Genomic DNA, 14,297 nt, shown 5'->3' with positions numbered 1-14,297 from the left:
GCTCAGCGCGATCGCGGAGGTTGCCCAGGCGGCGGATCGGCGGCCGGGCTGTTCGCCGCCGACGCTCGACGCTGCCGGATGACGTTCAGGCTGAACTCGGACCAGCGGATGTTCTCCTGCTCGAAGGAGATTCCGCGCAGCAGGGTCAAGTAGGAGCCGACCCGCTCGGCCTCGCTCAGATAGGCGTGTTCGCTGCGGCCGTCGAGCAGGCGCGCGCGCAGCCGTTCATAGCGAGCGAGTTTGGCCTGTGCCCAGCCAAGGCGCTCGATGAGGACAGCCTCGACGGCCGACTCGTCGCCGGCCTCCATACCCTGAATCTTCACCAGCATCTCGTCGCGGATGACCGTCGGCTTGGTCGGCTCGGCGACGAAGGCGTGCAACGCGCGTCGGCCGACGTCGGTGATGGAGTGCAGCCGCTTGTTCGGGCGCTTCTCCTGCTCGACCACCCGCGCTTCGATCAGGCCCTCCGCCGTCATGCGCTCGAGCTCTTTGTACAACTGTTGCGGGGTCGACATCCAGAAGTTCGCCACGGAGGCATCGAACTCCTTGGCCAGGTCGTAGCCGGAGGCTTCCCCTTCGAGAAGAGCGGCGAGCACCGCGTGTCGTAACGCCATCCGACCACCCTAGCAGGATCGAGACTATTCAAGTCGAGTAGTGACTACCCCTGGACACTCTGGGCGGTTCGGCGCTAGCCTCGACCGCAATTAGTCAATTATTTGCCCAGGAGGCACGGTGCATCCTTTCCGAACCGCGGTGGAGGCCAGGGACCCGGACGCTATGGAGGCGTTGCTGGCCGACAATGTGGTGTTCACCAGTCCCGTCGCCTTCGCGCCGTACCCGGGCAAGCCGGTGACGGCGGCGATCCTGCGGGCGGTGTTGCGGGTCTTCGAGAACTTCCGGTACGTGCGGGAGATCGCCGCCGCTGACGGTCGCGACCATGCGCTGGTGTTCGAGGCCACCGTGGACGGGTTACAGCTGTCCGGCTGCGATTTCCTGCACTTCGACGCCGACGGCAAGATCGATACGTTCACCGTGATGGTGCGACCGCTTTCGGCGGCCCAGGCGCTCGCCGCCCGGATGGCCGAGCAGTACCCGCGGATCCAGCAGGAGGCGCGGGAGGCTATCGAAGGCAAGACCTCGGCGTGAGCGATCCGCACAGCACGCCCGTCTTCGCGCGGTATGTCGCGCTGGGCGACAGCCAGAGTGAAGGTGTCGGCGACGGCGACGACCGAACCGGTGTGATCGGACTGGCCGACCGGCTCGCGGCGTCGATGGCGAGCGCGAACCCGTCGCTGCTCTACGCCAATCTGGCGGTACGCGGCAAGCTCGCGAGCCAGGTTCGCCAGGAACAGCTCGATGCCGCTGTGGCGCTGCGACCCGACGTCGCCACCGTGATCGCCGGCGTGAACGATCTGCTGCGACCAGGTTTCGACGCCGATGCGGTGGGCCGGCAGCTCGAGGCGATGTTCGAGGCTTTGACCGCCAACGGTGCGACGGTGGCGACGCTGACTTTTCCCGACATCACCCGCATCACGCCCCTGGCCCGGCCCATCGCCGCACGCACCGTCGCGCTCAACGCGGTGATCCGCGACGCCGCCGCGCGCCATGGTGTGGTCGTGGCGGAAACCGGCGATCACGAGGTAGTCACCGATCCGCGCCTGTGGTCCCCGGACCGGCTGCATGCCAGCCCAGTGGGGCACCAGCGCATCGCCGACGCACTGGCCGAGGCACTGCGGCTACCCGGATCCGACGACAGCTGGACCACACCGCTGTCCCCGCCACTGCCCCATCGGCATCCAGCAGCACTGGTCGGCACCGAGTTACGGTGGCTGGCAACCTTTCTCGGCCCGTGGCTGCTTCGCCGCCTGACCGGACGCTCCTCCGGCGACGGTCGTGTCGCCAAGCGCCCCCAACTGGCCCGTTTCGAGGAAAGGGCCGACTCCCCTGCGTCGGCCTCGCCACGGTAGGAAGCGTCGATCGTCCGGTTCGATCAGCTCCATCTCGCAGACGGCCTGATCGGTCACATGGGCGAAGGACGCCGCATCCCACAACGCGACCCATCCACTGCCGGTAGTGGCGACGACGTCGAAATCGATGACGGAAGTCGTGTCATACAACAGTTTCAGCACAGCTCACTGACAGCGGGCCCAAGCCGAGATCCCGCCCCGCACCGCGAAACTGCGCCGGGCGCACCGGGGGGTTGCCATGATTGCCCTCGCACGGGGAAGCGGACGTCGCCGAATGAGCTAATTCAGGATGACGTTGAGTACGACGACCGCCAGTCCGAGGGTGGTGTTGACGATGCCGACCCCGCAGGCGCCCCATCGGGAGTATCCGCCCACCCGTGCCGCCACCATGCCCCAGCCGAACAGGATCGCAGCATTGAGCCCCAGCGCCATCGTGGTGTAGCCGGGCGTCACCGAACCGTCGGAATGGAAAACATCATCGCTCCACCCCGCGAAATGCGCGAGCAACAGCACGATCAGCGTCGGTACGCACGCGATGACCATCGGTATACCCGTGAGCATGTTGCGACCGAGATCGACCCAGAACCCCGACCTCGATCCGGCCTGGTGCGTGGAGACATGCTGGCCGTAGCTGCGCGTGACCGCGGCGATGGCCACACTCGCCACGATCCACACTGCCGCATACATCGGCGTCTGATCCGTTGGAACGGCCGCCAGCATGACACTGGTGAGCACCGTACCCACCACTCCGCCGTAGACGTCGTTCACCTGTAGCCGCACTCGCCGATGATAGCCAAGCGGCATCGACGCAGCGGCCGTTCACCGTGGTCGGTGAACGGCCGGTCCGGTCACCAGGGCAGCGGCATCCAGCGGTCGAAGAACCAGAAGCCGTGCTGCTGTGGTCCTTGGTTCGGGCCGGGGTTGTGCTGCTGAGCGGGGCCAGGACGCTCCTGGTCGGGGCCGTCGTGCGGCTGGGCACTGGCGGCTCCGGCACCGAGTCCGATCAGTGCGGCGGCGACACCGCCGGCGATGGCCGCCTTCGCCGCTTTGGTCTTGACAACGTTCACGGAGTTCTCCTTGAATCCGGTCGACGGGCGTGTGTTGCTCGTCGGATGCTCAACTTTCGACACCGCCCATCGTTGTGCCAGTTCCTTCGGGCCCGCTCGGTCTCGGCTGGGAGTTGGCTGGCAATCGGTACGCGGAAACGCACCGGGCGCGCCGCTGTCCGCGCAGAGCCGAGCGGAAGGTACCCGGCAGCTTCGCCCAGCCAGGGGCAGCCGTCCAGCGGCGGGACAGCGATACGCTCGGTTGATGTCGTCATGATGCGTCAGGAGTCGATACGGGCGAGGACTTCGGCCGCCGCGCGGTGACCGGACCGGATCGCGCCGTCCATGTAGCCGTTCCACACCTCCGCCGTCTCCGCACCCGCCCAGTGGATCCGCCCGATCGGCGCGGACAGTGCCGCCCCGTACTGCGTCCACACCCCGGCGCCCAACCGGCCGCCGTAACAGCCGCGGGTGTATTCCTCTTCCATCCAGTTCAATTCGGCGTAGTCGATCGGATCGGCGGCTCCGGGACCGAACAGCTCGGTCAGGGTGTCCACCGCGGCGGCACGTCGTTCGTCGATGCTCCATCCCGCCGCCGTGCGCGCGTGCGCGCCCTCGAAGAAGGCGACGATCACCCCGCACGAGCCGTCCGGCGGGGAGTTGTCGAGGGTGACGCCGATGGCGCCGTCGAGGTCGAAGGCGAATCCGTTGAGGCCTGCGTCGCGCCAGAACGGTGTGGGATAGGCGATCTGGGCCTTGATGACCGACCCCATCGGAATCTGCTGGGTGAGACCGTCGCGTGCGGCGGGCAGCGCGGGCCGATAGGTCAATCGTCCGGCCAGAGTCGGTGGAATCGCCACGATGACCTGCCCGGCGGTGATCGTCCCACCGGAATAGGCGACCCGCACGCCGTTCTCGTCGTGGTCGATGGCCCACACGGGGGCGTCGAGCAGGACGATCTCGTCACCGAGTGCGGCGGCGAGCCGTTCGGAGATCTGATGCGTGCCGCCGACGACCCGCAACTCCTGTGCACCACCGGTGACGCCGACGAGGACATCGAGCATTCCCCCGGACTTGATGTAGAACAGGAAGTGCAGCAGCGACATCTCCGCGGGCTCGGCGGAGAACAGCGCGGGCACGACCGCGGCCCAGAATGCCAGTACCTCGTCGTTGCCGGTGTTCGCGCGCAACCACTCGTCGACGGTTCGGCGGTCCAGGTCGGCCGCGTCCGGCGCGGCCCAGGGCGAGGAGAGCGAGACGGTGGCGGCGATCGCCTCGAGTTCGGCCTGCAGGCGGCCCACCTCCACGGCGGCCTCGCCGGAGAGGCCGAAGGTTTCGTCGCCGTAGCGGGTGACAGTGCCCCGGTAGCGGGTCACCGACTCCCCCTCGTCGTAGGTCGGGAAGGTCTCGAGGCCGAGTTCGGCGACCAGTTTCAGGACCTCGGTCTGAGTCCGGCCGATCCATTGCCCGCCCATCTCGACCGGAACCCCGTTCGACAGGGTGCCGCCCGCGTTGCGCCCGGCCACCCGGTTTCGCGCCTCGAGCACCCGCACCGTGCGGCCTGCCGCAGTGAGCTCCTTGGCCGCGGTCAGGCCGGCGAGACCGGCACCTACCACCACAACATCGATATCGGTCATCGCCGGTTCCTTCGCTCAATTCTCGGTCGGTTGTCCGACTGCAATGTAGATCACCCGGGTGGCGTGTGCAAGAGTTGTGGCGATATTCGTCCGCCGTGGAGCGAGGAGAACCCGTGGTTTACGTCAAAGCGTCCGAGCGCGAGGAGCAGATCGTCACGGCGGCTGTCACCGTGCTCAGCGCGATCGGGGTGCCCGCGACCACGCTGCGCGCGGTCGCCGCCGAGGCGGGTGTCCCGCTCGGCACGCTGCACTACGTATTCCCCACCAAGGACAAACTGCTCCAGGCGGTCATCACCACCGTCATCAGCGACATCTCCGGGGCGCTGCGGGCCCAGCTCGAGCTCGACAAAGGCGTCGAACACGCGCTGCGCCACGGGGTCACCAGCTTCTGGGAACTCTTGGTCGCCGACCGGATCGGACTGCAGATCATGCAGTACGAGCTCATGACGTACTCGCTGCGCACCGAGCCCGGCGGCAGCCTGGCCCAGCTGCAGTACGAGCGCTACAGCTCGGTGGTCACCGAGTTCTGCGAACAGGCCGCCCAGGCGGCGGGCGAACGCTGCGCGGTCGGCTTCGACACGCTCGGCAGGCTGGCGCTGGCCCAGATCGACGGACTGATCCTGCAGTACGTATCCAAGCCCGACGCCGCCCGCGCGCGGCGCGACCTGAACCAAGCCCTCGACATGCTGATGCTGTTCGCCGATCCGCAGCCGGTCGCCCGGAGCAAGACCAGGCGATGAGCCCGCTCGGGGCCACCACGCCATAACCTCCGGGTTGTCACCCGTTGCGTCACAGGTCACCTTCGCTCTATCGTGATTCGTACGGCTGTCCGACTTATTTTGCGCGCTCTCGCATCGGAGCGGGTGCTGCGCGGGTCGGCCCTGACGCACATCTGGAGTGAGACGATGGCTCAGCAGACATTCCCCGACCTGCCCGACGGCGAGGATCTACCGCGCGCCGCGACTGTCGTCGTTGTCGGCGCGGGCATGGCCGGACTGATCGCGGCCCGCGCGTTGCACCGCCGGGGCATCGACGTCCTCGTGCTCGAGTCCGCCGCACGTCCGGGCGGGCGGGTACTGGCCGAGACCACCGTGCTCGGATCGCGGGTCGACCTCGGCGGCCAATGGATCGGACACGGGCACCACCGCTTCGCGGCGCTGGCCGCCGAACTCGGCACGACGGTCTTCGCGATGCGGACACCGGACCGGCCAACGGTCGTCGACGGCGACACGGTCGTCTCGAACTCGGGTGTGACCGCGATGGCGGCGAACGCGGTTCTGCTGGTGTGGGAGATGTCCACGCGGGTCGGCGCACCGCGCGCATGGAAGGCGCGGAGCCTGCGGTCGTGGCTGGGACACGTACCGAACCGGCGGGCGCGGCGGCTGCTGGAGGTCATCGCCTCGGTGTCCACCACCGCCGACCTCGACCGCTACTCGGTGCACGACTTTCTCGAGATGATCGGCTTCCAAGGCGGATTCCGGACCATGCTGTCCACCGCGGGCGGCGCCCAGGAGAGCCTGGTCGCCGACGGGGCCGGGACGCTGGCCGAACGACTCGCCGCCGACCTCGGCGACCGGGTGATCTTCGACAGCGCGGTCACCGCGATCCACCGCGACGACGACGGCGCCACGATCCACTCGGCCACCGGAACCTACCGCGCCGCGAAGGTGATCGTGACCGTCCCGCCCCCGACGGCCGCGCGCATCGAGCACAACCCCGCACTGCCCGCCGCGCGAATCCGGCTGCAGGACAACACCTATATGGGTTCGGTGTACAAGGCGATCGCGGTCTACGATCAACCGTTCTGGCGCGATCGCGGTCACGCCGAATTGCTGGCGCTCACCGAGCCCGGCCTGGCGAGCTTCGATACCTCGCCGCCCGGCGGTCCCGGCCATCTGTGCATCCTCGTCGCTGGTCCCGAAGCCCGGGCCCTCGACGGGCTCGACAACGATGCCCGCCGCGCGGCGATCCTCGGCCCGCTCGCCACCCACCTCGGCCCGCGGGTCCGCGAGCCGCGTGGCTGGCACGAGAAGTCATGGCACCAGGACCAGCACGTCGGCGGCGGCTACACGGCCCTGCCGGAAATCGGAATCGCCGACGGGTACCTACCTGTCGACACGACACCGCTGGGCCACCTCCACTGGGCAGGCTCCGAGACCGCCGGCGAGCACGCCGGATACATCGAGGGCGCCATCGAGTCCGGCGAGCGCGCCGCCGCCGAAGTCGCTGCCGCCCTGACGGATTCGCGGGCTGGTTGATCGCGAATCCGTCAGGGCTGCCATCTCACGCGTCCGGCGTTTCGCCGTCCTCGCCGAGGCAGCAGCGCCCCTAGGATGACCCCATGCCAGTCAGGATGAACAACGTCGGCATCGTCGTCGAAGACCTCACGGCTGCGATCGAGTTCTTCGGCGAACTCGGCCTCGAACTCGAGGGTCGCACCATGGTGGAGGGCGAATGGGCCGGACGCGTGACCGGGCTCGGCGACCAGCGCGTCGAGATCGCCATGATGCGCACACCGGACGGCCACGGCCGGCTCGAGCTCTCACGCTTCCTCACGCCGGAGGTGATCGCCGGCCCCGGGAACGCTCCGGTGAACACGCTGGGCTACCTGCGCGTCATGTTCACCGTGGACGACATCGATGAGACGCTCGCTCGCCTCGGCAGCCACGGCATGCAGCTCGTCAGCAGCGAAGTGGTTCAGTACGAGGACGTTTATCGACTCTGCTACATCCGCGGTCCCGAAGGCCTGCTCATCGGGCTCGCCGAAGAACTCGGATAAGCCGGTGGTTCCGCCGGGACGCACCTGGCGCTTCGCCGGTCAGGCGCGGTCGTGGAGCGTGATCTGGTAGCCGTCGGGGTCGGCGAAGGTGAATGTCCGGCCGAACGGGCCGTCGATCGGTGCGGAGACGATGGTGTGACCGTCGGCGACCAGAGCATCGTGAATGGCCTGGACGTCTGTGGCGTGCAGCCAGATCGCGGCACCGATGCCGGGCCGAGCAGCGGACGCGAGATCGGTGCCGGGAACGATGTCGCGGAGCGCGAACGCGATCGGCTTCGTCTCGAAGACGACGGCGTGCGGTGGTCCGGCCTGCGAGCGGACGAGGCCGAGGTACTGCTCGTAGAAGGCCCGTGAAGCGTCGAGGTCGCGCGCTTGGAGCGAGAGGAAGTCGGGGCCGGTGACGGGCATGACGATACTCCTTCTTTTGTGTCAGGTTTCTGACACGGATCAATGTATGTCAGAATACTGACATGAGTCAAGACGGCATCGGCGTCCACCTGGAGACGTCACTGGGCTACCTGCTGAAAGAGGCGTCGAGCGCCCTGCGCGCAGCGATGGAGGAGGTGCTACGGCCGCTCGGGATGAGCGTGACGCACTACTCCTGCCTCGAGCTGCTGGCTCAACGACCGGGCTTGTCGAACTCCGAGCTCGCACGGGGCGCGTTCGTGACCAGGCAGACGATGAATGTGCTACTCCAGACCCTGGAACGAGACGGCTACGTGACCAGGCCCGCGGCGGCACCCGTCGGGAAGGTGCTCCCCACGCGGCTCACGCCTCGCGGCCGGCGCAGCCTCGAGAAGGCGACCGTCGCGGTCCGGTCCGTCGAGGTCAGAATGCTGGCGGGCATGACAGAGGCCGAGCAGTCGGACGCGTTCCGGATCCTGCGGAGCATGATCCACTCCCTGCGCGAAGGCAACGACGGTACATAGTTCGTTCGCCGGCGCACTACCGGGGACAGCGAGTCACAGGGGCCTCTCACATCGCGAGCACCACTCCCACCGCGGCCGCGACGAAGAGGGCCACCAACAGCACCGCCACGACAATCGCGGCAACACCGGTCGGCGGAAAATGGCGGCTGGTGCGCGGCTCCGGAGCCGACAATCCCGATGTCTGGGCAGATTCCGGTGGGGTCGACCCGGGTGCAACGCCACCTCCTGGTTCCAGGTCGGGGGTTTTGTCTGGATCAGGATCCATGGAGTTCATCTCTACCTACCTCCTTGCCATAACCGTTTGCACTTACCGAAGCAATAGACGCTGCCATCGTCTTCAATCAGGTTGCGGTGGAGCCCGGCTTCACCGACACCGACATGACGGCGGCCCTGGGTGTGGGAGGTGGGCGACCTGTCGAGGAAAGCGCCAGAACCGTTGTGCGGCTGGTGACGATCGGCGCGGACGGACCCACCGGAACACTCCAGGACGAGGCCGGCGAACTTCGCTGGTAGGCGTCGGCCATCCGATGTCCAGGGGATTCCGGCGTGTGGTTCCGCGGCCGCATCGTCGCCTACGCCACGTTCCGCTCAGGCAGGCGGCTGTGACCCTTCGTCATCCCGACCGCGCCGACTTCCGGTGTAGGCGCTCTCGCGGATCCGGTTGACCACGCCAGGGACCATCGCGACCCCGGCGGGATGGTTGAGGACCGGATCGAAGAAATCAGTGCGGTGCTCACCCGGTTCGGCTCGCCGCAGGTCCAGCTCACCGATGATCTCGGCCGGACTGCCGAGCCCGTCAGCGGTCAGGGTGTAGCGAATCACCCGATCGTCGACGTAGTCACCGACTGCTTGCAAGGATGCCGTGTTCGGCAGCGTCTCGGCGTCGAGCGGCTCGGCGAACAGCCACGCCGGTGACGCCTCGCCGAACCGGTACGGCAGCAGCGAGCCGAAACAGGCGGTCGACCAGCCGAGTGCAGGGGTGAAGACGAAACGGCCGAGGGTGCCGCGACCGGTGGTCGCCAAAGCGAAGTCCCACGGGTGATCGTCGCGGTCGAGCACCCGAAAGGCCAACCCGAGCACATCGGGCACCCCGACCGGACTACCCAGTGCCTTCGACAGTCGCGCGATAACCGCCCGATCGCCCGCACCGAACCACGGCTCGTACTTCTGCGCGGGCCGGAACCGCCCGGCGAGGCGGATTCCCCGTGGATGAAACACCCGCGCGTGGCGCACGCGCGCCGCGGCCTGAAAGGCCGCCGAGACGGCGGCGTTCGGCAGGTCGGTAAGCCTGCGTATATCGATCAGCGGTGCCGCCCTGCGATCATCGCCGTCGCCCATCGCCTGCGCACCCGGACGAGACTGCGAGGCAGCGGGGTCGGGAAACGCGCGTTTGCCGAAGTCGGATCGGACGTAGGTCTCGTCGTCGTCGGACAGCGGCTCCGGCTCTCGCCAGGCCTCGCCACCGCCCGCACCCCTGAGGGCCCTGTCCAGCTCGTCGGCCAGCTCCTCGTCGTGGGCGGGTCCATGTTTGGTATTGCCTCGTTCGATATCCAATTCGACCTCCTCGTACGGCTGTCAGCGATGCCGCCCGAGCACGGCGGCACCACCTCGCGCATACCCGGCGCCGCGCTCCCGAATCGGATCGCTGACAACCCGGCACACCTCGTGGTGGACTTTCTCCAGGTCGGGCGGCGCAATCTACGGAAAGACCGGCCGGAAGCCGCCGATCTCCCGCTCGAGTAGTTCGGCCAGCCGTAGTACGGTGCGGTCCTCGAGCATCGGTCCGATGAGCTGCACTCCCACCGGAAGGCCCTCGGGAGACCGGCCGGCGGGGATGGCGGTGGCGGGCAGGCCGGGCATGGTCGCCAGCCCGGCCCAGACGAGCTGATCGAAGTACGGGTACGTGACGCCGTCGATGTCGATCCGGCGTTCCAGCAGATCGGGGTTGTGGTCGTGGGGGAACGCGGGAGTCGGCGTGATCGGACACACGACGGCATCGAACTCGGCGAAGAGCTGACGCCAGCCGTCGCGGTGGAGCTCGCGACGGGTATTCGCCTCGATCCAGTCGCGGTGGCTGATCACCATGCCGCGCAGCCGCGCGGCGTCGAGACTCGGGTCGTCTGCGTTCAGTGCGGCGGCGCGGGTCTGCAGCTGCTCGTAGGCTTCGACGGGAAAACGCGCAACGGTGCTCGAGAACAGCAACCGCGTGTAGAGCGTCGCGGCTTCGGTCAGATCGGGCAGCAGCAGACTGTGACGTTCGACGCGGGCACCCCCGTCGACGAGCGCGTCGGCCACCCGGTTCACCCCGGCCCGCACAGCGGACCCGGTGGGGAGAAGCGGATGCTCGTCGAGGACCAGGACGCGGAAGTCGGCGAGCCGCTCGTGACGCGCAGGCGGCAGCGTCACGTCGTATGCCATGCCGTGCGTCAGCGGGTCCGGTCCGGCCATGACGTCGAGCAGGAGGGTGAGGTCGCGCGCGGTGCGTGCCATCGGACCGACGACGGCGAGGTCGAGGTCGGTCGGCAGTGCCGGGGCAGGCGGCGCGACCATGCCTCGGGTCGCCGCCAGGCCGAGTGTCGGCTTGTGTGCGTAGATGCCGCAGAAATGCGCGGGGGTGCGCAGCGATCCGGCGAGGTCGGAGCCGATGGACAGCGCGCCGAATCCGCATGCCAGGGCCGCCGCGGATCCGCCGGAGGATCCGCCCGGCGTGCGATCGTGATCCCATGGGTTGTTGGTGGTGCCGTAGATCTCGTTGAAGCTCTGGATATCTTGCAGCCCCAACGGCACATTGGTCTTGCCGAGCACCACCGCGCCGGCGGCCTTCAGCCGCGATACCTGTACCGCGTCCTCGGCCGGTACGTAGTTCCGCTGCGGTGGCATGCCCCAGGTCGTGGGTAGCCCGGCGATGTCGTAGGACTCTTTGACCGTCACCGGAATGCCGAGCAGCGGCCGGTCCTCGCCGCGGGCGCGCGCCTGGTCGGCCCGCTGTGCGGCGGCCCGCGCACGGTCGAAGTCCGGCACACAGATCGCGTTGATCACCTTGTCGTCCCGCTCGATGTGGGCGATCGCCTCGTCGGTGAGTTCCACCGAGGTCACCTCACCGGCACGCAGGGCAGCTGAAAGATCTTCGGCAGATCGAAAATTCCACTCCATGAATCCGAAGCTATCGGCCTGCCGCGGAGGACATAAAATGCCGCCTCGCACAACGGGAAAGCCGAACGGCCACCTCCACCGGCAATGTCATGCACGCGATCCGTCATCGCAGGTGGCCCGCCCCAGGTCATATCTCAGTACTCGTCATATTCCGCTTGGGCTGAGTCCGCTGTCTGCTGCGCCGAACGCGCGAGTCGGCGCACGGATTCACTGCTTGCGGTGGTGGTGACCAGGGCGTGGCTGCTGCGGCTGCTGTAGGTGATCGAGACGACCGCGGCGGCGATGAAGACGAGGATGATCACGACACCGCGGGAGGACCGACAAGCGACCGAAACGCCGACCCTCTGGATTCACCCGATTCGGGTGAGGCGCGCGGACTGGAGGCGGTGCACGATTCGCCTATGGGATCAACTCCAGTTCTGGGCCCGGTGCTGTCGATCGACGCAGCGGGCGCAATGGCGACGACGATCTCTCGACAAGATGAGACCGACCGGCTTGACCGCACGGCAGCGGTGTCGTCGTTCCAGGACACCTGAGCCAAGGCGACTTTTCGGCCGCCACGTATGCGGCCAATGGTGCAGTGGCCCTGCATATTCCGTTGCCACGCGACGCAGTCGCCGCTGAGGTCGCCGCAGCGACGATCTACGGGAGAAGTGCGTACGACCCGCTGTCAGACATTCACAGACCAGGAGATTCCAGTGAAGCTCGAGAGCAGTGTCTATGGGATAGCGTCGATCGCGGCAGTTGTGCTGATGACCGCGGCGTGTAACTCCGACGACACCACATCCACGCCGACGACCACTCCGACCGCCCAGGTCGACACCCTGCAGAGCAGCATCGTCGCAACGGCGTCCGCGGCGGTGAGCTCCGTACGCGAGAACGTGCAGCAATCGGTTCAGGATGCGATCAACAAGATCTTGGTTGCCGCCCCGATCTCCTTCGACCCGGGCAGTTCCGACCTCGGCACGATCGACACCGTCACCCTCACCGCGGTTGCGGCCGCCTTGCAGGGAAACGACACCAAGATAGAAATCACGACCTACGCCAAGGATTCGAACGTGGCCACAGCCAAATCTCTGGCCGAATCCCGCGGTGACAACATCGCGGCCGCGCTCGAGGCCGACGGCATCGACAAGTCACGCATCACGGTGAAGGCCGATGCGAATCCCTCAGACCCGCAGGTCGATCCCGATCAGGCCAAGATCACGGTCGTCGACGGATAGAACAGGACGTCACCGACGGCCGGCGCCAACCCGGATCGCACGCCGAGCCCGACTCCCGCAGCAAGGATCCGGCGCGGGGACGCCACGCACCGGTAGCCTGGCGCCGGTTCGACCGGGTTCATCGGGCGGCGGCGTTCTCGCCTGCCTCGACATGCTGCGGGTGGATCTCATTCGGACCGGATCCGGATGCGTGGGCTCGGTCACGGCTTCGCAATCTTGCGTTCTGATTCGCCTACGCCCGTAGTGCCCGAGACGTACGGTAATCACCGACACGGTCGTCGAATCCGGCGGCGGTGGCGATCGGTGTCGGAGTCGAAAGTCGGTGAGTCCTAGTGGTATCCGAGTTGGAGTTCGAGGATCTGTCCCGTCGAGCCGAGAGCGACGGTACCGCACCACGGGTCGGTGCGATCATCGATCGCGGTGGACAGGTGCTGCTACTCGCGCGCCACGACACCGGCCCGATCAAGGCCACTCTGAAGCTTCCCGGCACCACTGTGATGCCGCGGGAGTCCCTCTCCGACGCGGTCGTCCGTGGCGTGTACGAGGAAACCGGCTTGGTCGTCACCGGGATTCGGCACCACGTCGGGGATTTCGACTACCTGTCCCCCGACGCGCGCCCGGTTCGCCGCCTGCATTTCGCGGTGGATGTCGCGGCGACCGATCCGATCCGCCTCACCGTCCATGCCAGGTACGTCTGGGCGCCAATCGACGGCGAGCTCCCCGTGACGTCCTCCATCCGCCGCATCCTCGATACCTACCGCAATCTCGTCCATCCCTGAGGTCCGGCGGGGCCGCAGCGGGCTCCCGGAACGCACCGCGTCGAGCCGCGCTGAGGATGACTACCGCCGAGCGGTACGCGCGGCGTCGGCCAACCGTCGATTGGTCACCCGCAGTTGTCGTGCGGTACTGGTGGTCAGCGCCCGCGTCTGAGCGGAATCGAGGCGGCCACACACCCGCCCCCAATGCACGGCGACCTGGTCACCGACAGCCACCTCGGTCGCCAGGTGCTGGTCGTCGACCTCGGCGCGCTGGAGCGCTGGAGCGGACAACCGCAGCCGCGGACCGTCCAGTACCAGCCGCTGACAGCGGACAGCAGCGGCGCCGTCTTCGCGAGCCATCACGGTGCCCCAGGTGATGCGGCAGCTGTCCAGGATGCGGATCGGGTGCTCGTCGGCGCCGCGGCCGAGCAACCGGGTCCAGGGATACACGCCGAAGACGTGGAATCCGTGGTTGGCGGCGGCTTCCCCGGCGAGGTCGGAATTCAGGTACGACCAGTAGTGCCCGGCCATCGGCGCGATGATCGCGAGCAGTTCGGCGGTGAACGCGTCCGCGTCGAGGTCGGCGCCGATCCCGCCACCGAGCCAATAGGACTCGACGAGGCGCCGGTCGAGCGGATCGGTGATGCCGGTCAGTGTCGCCATGGCCCGCAGGTAGGGCCAGGCTCCGGAGAACTGCCGTGCCAGGGCGCGGACTTCTTCGGCGGAGCCGTTGTGCAGCGCCCGCGCGTCGGAGGGACCGCAGTAGCCGAGCCGGTTGGGCGCGTAGGCGTAGCGGGCGAACATT

At 67.7% G+C, this 14,297-nt stretch carries 18 protein-coding genes; 8 read left to right on the top strand and 10 right to left on the bottom strand.

Features of this window, described 5'->3' with window-relative positions; all coding sequences use genetic code 11:
• Window positions 1-2 precede the first annotated feature (2 nt).
• The gene (locus ACWF82_RS07355) at window positions 3-614 is read right to left on the bottom strand and encodes a PadR family transcriptional regulator (protein ID WP_452498907.1); all 612 of its coding nucleotides are present in this window, start codon (window positions 612-614) and stop codon (window positions 3-5) included.
• Window positions 615-732: 118 nt separating this feature from the next.
• On the opposite strand from ACWF82_RS07355, the gene ACWF82_RS07350 reads away from it, so the two are divergent.
• A complete protein-coding gene (locus tag ACWF82_RS07350; RefSeq protein ID WP_452498905.1) occupies window positions 733-1,146 on the top strand; it encodes a nuclear transport factor 2 family protein in 414 nt (137 codons plus the stop codon).
• The gene (locus ACWF82_RS07345) at window positions 1,143-1,967 is read left to right on the top strand and encodes an SGNH/GDSL hydrolase family protein (protein ID WP_452498903.1); all 825 of its coding nucleotides are present in this window, start codon (window positions 1,143-1,145) and stop codon (window positions 1,965-1,967) included. Before ACWF82_RS07350 ends, ACWF82_RS07345 begins: the two co-directional genes overlap by 4 nt.
• 279 nt (window positions 1,968-2,246) lie before the next feature.
• Here the strand turns inward: ACWF82_RS07345 and ACWF82_RS07340 are convergent, their stop codons facing one another.
• The 3 genes from ACWF82_RS07340 to ACWF82_RS07330 form a co-directional block, all read right to left on the bottom strand.
• Window positions 2,247-2,735: a hypothetical protein gene (locus tag ACWF82_RS07340; protein ID WP_452498901.1), complete on the bottom strand. Its 489-nt coding sequence runs from the start codon at window positions 2,733-2,735 to the stop codon at window positions 2,247-2,249.
• Between the two features lie 80 nt (window positions 2,736-2,815).
• Window positions 2,816-3,034 (bottom strand): hypothetical protein, encoded by a 219-nt coding sequence (locus ACWF82_RS07335; RefSeq protein ID WP_452498899.1) that lies wholly within the window; start codon window positions 3,032-3,034, stop codon window positions 2,816-2,818.
• A 260-nt stretch (window positions 3,035-3,294) separates the two neighbouring features.
• On the bottom strand, window positions 3,295-4,650 hold the full coding sequence (locus ACWF82_RS07330) for a flavin monoamine oxidase family protein (RefSeq protein WP_452498897.1): 1,356 nt from the start codon (window positions 4,648-4,650) through the stop codon (window positions 3,295-3,297).
• A gap of 113 nt (window positions 4,651-4,763) precedes the next feature.
• Here ACWF82_RS07330 and ACWF82_RS07325 point away from each other — a divergent pair, with 113 nt between their 5' ends.
• The 3 genes from ACWF82_RS07325 to ACWF82_RS07315 all read left to right on the top strand — a co-directional run bounded on the left by ACWF82_RS07325 (window position 4,764) and on the right by ACWF82_RS07315 (window position 7,429).
• Window positions 4,764-5,390 carry a TetR/AcrR family transcriptional regulator gene (locus ACWF82_RS07325; protein ID WP_452498895.1) on the top strand — a complete coding sequence of 209 codons (627 nt, stop codon included), beginning with the start codon at window positions 4,764-4,766 and terminating at the stop codon, window positions 5,388-5,390.
• A gap of 165 nt (window positions 5,391-5,555) precedes the next feature.
• Complete coding sequence (locus ACWF82_RS07320; RefSeq protein ID WP_452498893.1) at window positions 5,556-6,908, top strand: flavin monoamine oxidase family protein; 1,353 nt, start codon at window positions 5,556-5,558, stop codon at window positions 6,906-6,908.
• Between the two features lie 83 nt (window positions 6,909-6,991).
• Window positions 6,992-7,429, top strand: a complete 438-nt coding sequence (locus ACWF82_RS07315; protein WP_452498891.1) for a VOC family protein — start codon at window positions 6,992-6,994, stop codon at window positions 7,427-7,429.
• 39 nt (window positions 7,430-7,468) lie between these two features.
• Here ACWF82_RS07315 and ACWF82_RS07310 read toward each other — a convergent pair whose 3' ends face one another.
• Window positions 7,469-7,837, bottom strand: a complete 369-nt coding sequence (locus ACWF82_RS07310) for a VOC family protein (RefSeq protein WP_452498889.1) — start codon at window positions 7,835-7,837, stop codon at window positions 7,469-7,471.
• A 62-nt stretch (window positions 7,838-7,899) separates the two neighbouring features.
• Between ACWF82_RS07310 and ACWF82_RS07305 the strand changes: the two genes are divergently transcribed.
• The gene (locus ACWF82_RS07305; protein WP_452498887.1) at window positions 7,900-8,358 is read left to right on the top strand and encodes a MarR family winged helix-turn-helix transcriptional regulator; all 459 of its coding nucleotides are present in this window, start codon (window positions 7,900-7,902) and stop codon (window positions 8,356-8,358) included.
• 46 nt (window positions 8,359-8,404) lie between these two features.
• Here the strand turns inward: ACWF82_RS07305 and ACWF82_RS07300 are convergent, their stop codons facing one another.
• The 4 genes from ACWF82_RS07300 to ACWF82_RS07285 form a co-directional block, all read right to left on the bottom strand.
• Window positions 8,405-8,632 (bottom strand): DUF6480 family protein, encoded by a 228-nt coding sequence (locus ACWF82_RS07300; RefSeq protein ID WP_452498885.1) that lies wholly within the window; start codon window positions 8,630-8,632, stop codon window positions 8,405-8,407.
• Window positions 8,633-8,946: 314 nt separating this feature from the next.
• On the bottom strand, window positions 8,947-9,912 hold the full coding sequence (locus ACWF82_RS07295) for a hypothetical protein (RefSeq protein ID WP_452498883.1): 966 nt from the start codon (window positions 9,910-9,912) through the stop codon (window positions 8,947-8,949).
• Between the two features lie 144 nt (window positions 9,913-10,056).
• Complete coding sequence (locus tag ACWF82_RS07290; RefSeq protein WP_452498882.1) at window positions 10,057-11,511, bottom strand: amidase; 1,455 nt, start codon at window positions 11,509-11,511, stop codon at window positions 10,057-10,059.
• A 134-nt stretch (window positions 11,512-11,645) separates the two neighbouring features.
• Window positions 11,646-11,813: a hypothetical protein gene (locus ACWF82_RS07285; protein ID WP_452498880.1), complete on the bottom strand. Its 168-nt coding sequence runs from the start codon at window positions 11,811-11,813 to the stop codon at window positions 11,646-11,648.
• A 351-nt stretch (window positions 11,814-12,164) separates the two neighbouring features.
• On the opposite strand from ACWF82_RS07285, the gene ACWF82_RS07280 reads away from it, so the two are divergent.
• Window positions 12,165-12,734, top strand: coding sequence for an OmpA family protein (locus tag ACWF82_RS07280; RefSeq protein ID WP_452498878.1), 570 nt, complete (start codon window positions 12,165-12,167; stop codon window positions 12,732-12,734).
• 332 nt (window positions 12,735-13,066) lie between these two features.
• Entirely contained in the window at window positions 13,067-13,513 is a 447-nt protein-coding gene (locus tag ACWF82_RS07275; RefSeq protein ID WP_452498876.1) for an NUDIX hydrolase, read from the top strand.
• Window positions 13,514-13,573: 60 nt separating this feature from the next.
• On the opposite strand, the gene ACWF82_RS07270 is transcribed toward ACWF82_RS07275, so the two are convergent.
• Window positions 13,574-14,296: a DUF6390 family protein gene (locus ACWF82_RS07270; protein ID WP_452498874.1), complete on the bottom strand. Its 723-nt coding sequence runs from the start codon at window positions 14,294-14,296 to the stop codon at window positions 13,574-13,576.
• Window position 14,297 lies beyond the last annotated feature (1 nt).

Source organism: Nocardia sp. NPDC055053 (assembly GCF_053608285.1).
Note: the sequence above shows the minus strand (reverse complement) of the source record. Positions and strands in the feature narration are given on the sequence as shown.

Excerpts from the sequence above, each read along its gene's own strand:
- ACWF82_RS07355 (WP_452498907.1), bottom strand. The coding sequence starts at position 614 with ATGGCGTTACGACACGCGGTGCTCGCCGCTCTTCTCGAAGGGGAAGCC.
- ACWF82_RS07320 (WP_452498893.1), top strand. The coding sequence starts at position 5,556 with ATGGCTCAGCAGACATTCCCCGACCTGCCCGACGGCGAGGATCTACCG.
- ACWF82_RS07290 (WP_452498882.1), bottom strand. The coding sequence starts at position 11,511 with ATGGAGTGGAATTTTCGATCTGCCGAAGATCTTTCAGCTGCCCTGCGT.
- ACWF82_RS07300 (WP_452498885.1), bottom strand. The coding sequence starts at position 8,632 with ATGAACTCCATGGATCCTGATCCAGACAAAACCCCCGACCTGGAACCA.
- ACWF82_RS07270 (WP_452498874.1), bottom strand. The coding sequence starts at position 14,296 with ATGTTCGCCCGCTACGCCTACGCGCCCAACCGGCTCGGCTACTGCGGT.
- ACWF82_RS07310 (WP_452498889.1), bottom strand. The coding sequence starts at position 7,837 with ATGCCCGTCACCGGCCCCGACTTCCTCTCGCTCCAAGCGCGCGACCTC.
- ACWF82_RS07330 (WP_452498897.1), bottom strand. The coding sequence starts at position 4,650 with ATGACCGATATCGATGTTGTGGTGGTAGGTGCCGGTCTCGCCGGCCTG.
- ACWF82_RS07305 (WP_452498887.1), top strand. The coding sequence starts at position 7,900 with ATGAGTCAAGACGGCATCGGCGTCCACCTGGAGACGTCACTGGGCTAC.
- ACWF82_RS07315 (WP_452498891.1), top strand. The coding sequence starts at position 6,992 with ATGCCAGTCAGGATGAACAACGTCGGCATCGTCGTCGAAGACCTCACG.